Below are 1,870 nucleotides of genomic sequence, written 5' to 3'. Positions count from 1 at the left end.
GTACGACAACGAGTGGGGCTACGCCAACCGCACCGCCGAACTGGCGCGCCGGGTGGGCTCGGCGTGATATGACGGCCGCCATCCGACAGTACCTGATTATCACCGGTAACTACTGGGCTTTCACCCTCACCGATGGTGCCCTGCGGATGCTGGTGGTGCTGCATTTCTACCAGTTGGGCTATTCGCCGCTGGAAATCGCCCTGCTGTTCATCTTCTACGAGTTCTTCGGGGTGGTGACCAATCTGGTGGGCGGTTACCTGGGTGCCCGCATGGGCCTGAACCGCACCATGAACATCGGGCTGTTCCTGCAGATTGTGGCGCTGGGCATGCTGGCGGTGCCGGCGGCGATGCTCACGGTGCCCTGGGTGATGGCGGCGCAAGCATTGTCCGGCATTGCCAAGGATCTGAACAAGATGTCCGCCAAGAGCGGCATCAAGTTGCTGGTGCCGGATGAGCAGCAGGGCACCCTGTACAAGTGGGTGGCCATTCTGACGGGCTCCAAGAATACCCTCAAAGGTGTGGGCTTTTTCCTCGGTGGGGTCCTGCTGATGGCGGCCGGCTTCAAGGGTGCCGTGATTATCATGGCGGTGGCTTTGGGACTGGTCTGGCTGGCCAGCCTGTTCTTGCTGGGACAGGATCTGGGCAAGAGCAAGGCCAAACCGAAGTTCAGCGAGATCCTCTCCAAAAGCCGGGCCATCAATGTCTTGTCGGCGGCCCGGATGTTTCTGTTCGGCGCGCGGGATGTCTGGTTTGTGGTTGCTTTGCCCGTTTACCTGCACACGGTCTTTGGCTGGGACTTCTGGAAAGTGGGCGGCTTTATGGCCAGCTGGATTATCGGCTACGGCTTTATTCAGACCATTGCCCCGCGCATCACCGGCAACATGGAAGGCAAGCAGCCTGCTGTGCTCTGGGCGGCAGCACTGGCGCTGATTCCGGCAGCGATTGCCATCGGCCTGGCAGCGGGTTGGTCACCCCAGTTCGTGATTGTTGGTGGCCTGCTGTTGTTTGGCGTGCTGTTTGCCGTCAACTCGTCGCTGCACAGCTATCTCATCGTTAGCTATGCCCGCGGTGATGGGGTGTCCCTGGATGTGGGCTTCTATTACATGTCCAATGCCGCCGGCCGGTTGCTGGGAACGATTCTGTCCGGCTGGGTCTACCAGGCCTGGGGGCTGGAGGCCTGCTTGTGGATATCGTCGGGTCTGGTGGCCATGGCCGCGTTGCTGTCGGTTTTGTTGCCCCAGCGGCGGCCAGTGACGGCCTGACCGGGCTTCAGAACCGAATGGCCAGCCCTGCGGCGGCTTCCACCTGCAGGTAGCCGCTGCTGTCGAATCTGAGTTCGCAGCCGCCGGAGCAGAACGCGGAGCCGCCCGAGTTCAGGGCTGTGTAAACACCACGCAGATCGAGCCTCAGGCGCAGTTGTTCCGTCAGGAAAAACTGGTACCCGCCGCCAATGGACAGGGCGGCCCGGTGATGGGTTTCATACCGTGAATCGTCCGGCTCGAGGCGGGTAACGCCGAACACACCAGAGACAAACCCGCCATGATTCTGGCCAGCCGGGAAATACAGCCCGCCGAACTGGAGCTGGTAGATGGTCAGGTCGATGGAATCCAGGCTCGGTGCAAACAGACCATTGTCCAGTCGGGCGGAGGTGTTCTGCCGGCCGAAATAAATCTCTCCCTGTTTGCCGGGCTCTGCCAGATCAAAATTGAACACCAGTCCCTGGCTGGCGGAATCCCGGAAGTCGATCTGGTCTGAGGTGCTGGCGCCGGCGGTCTCGATATCCACCGAACTGCTCATGCGAAAACCGGCAAACGGTGCCAGACTGACCTCTGCTGCCAACGGCGGGGCAATCAGTGCAACTGCCAGTGTG

Annotated in this window: 2 protein-coding genes; one reads left to right on the top strand and one right to left on the bottom strand. The window is 61.0% G+C overall.

The genetic code is table 11. The features are described 5' to 3' along the window. Positions 1 to 68: 68 nt before the first annotated feature. Positions 69 to 1,262, top strand: coding sequence for an organoarsenical effux MFS transporter ArsJ (gene arsJ / locus B2W52_RS10315; RefSeq protein WP_104270788.1), 1,194 nt, complete (start codon positions 69 to 71; stop codon positions 1,260 to 1,262). A 7-nt stretch (positions 1,263 to 1,269) separates the two neighbouring features. On the opposite strand, the gene B2W52_RS10310 is transcribed toward arsJ, so the two are convergent. Continuing rightward, positions 1,270 to 1,870: hypothetical protein (locus B2W52_RS10310; RefSeq protein ID WP_286802871.1), on the bottom strand; the 601-nt coding region annotated here is incomplete at its 5' end.

It is taken from the genome of Marinobacter sp. UBA2498, assembly GCF_002341575.1.
In the GTDB taxonomy this organism is placed as follows: Bacteria; Pseudomonadota; Gammaproteobacteria; order Pseudomonadales; family Oleiphilaceae; genus Marinobacter; species Marinobacter manganoxydans.
The sequence above is the reverse complement of the archived record's forward strand: the minus strand, read 5'-3'. Positions and strand labels throughout refer to the sequence as shown.

Coding starts and splice junctions, on each gene's coding strand:
- arsJ (WP_104270788.1), top strand. CDS start 69: ATGACGGCCGCCATCCGACAGTACCTGATTATCACCGGTAACTACTGG.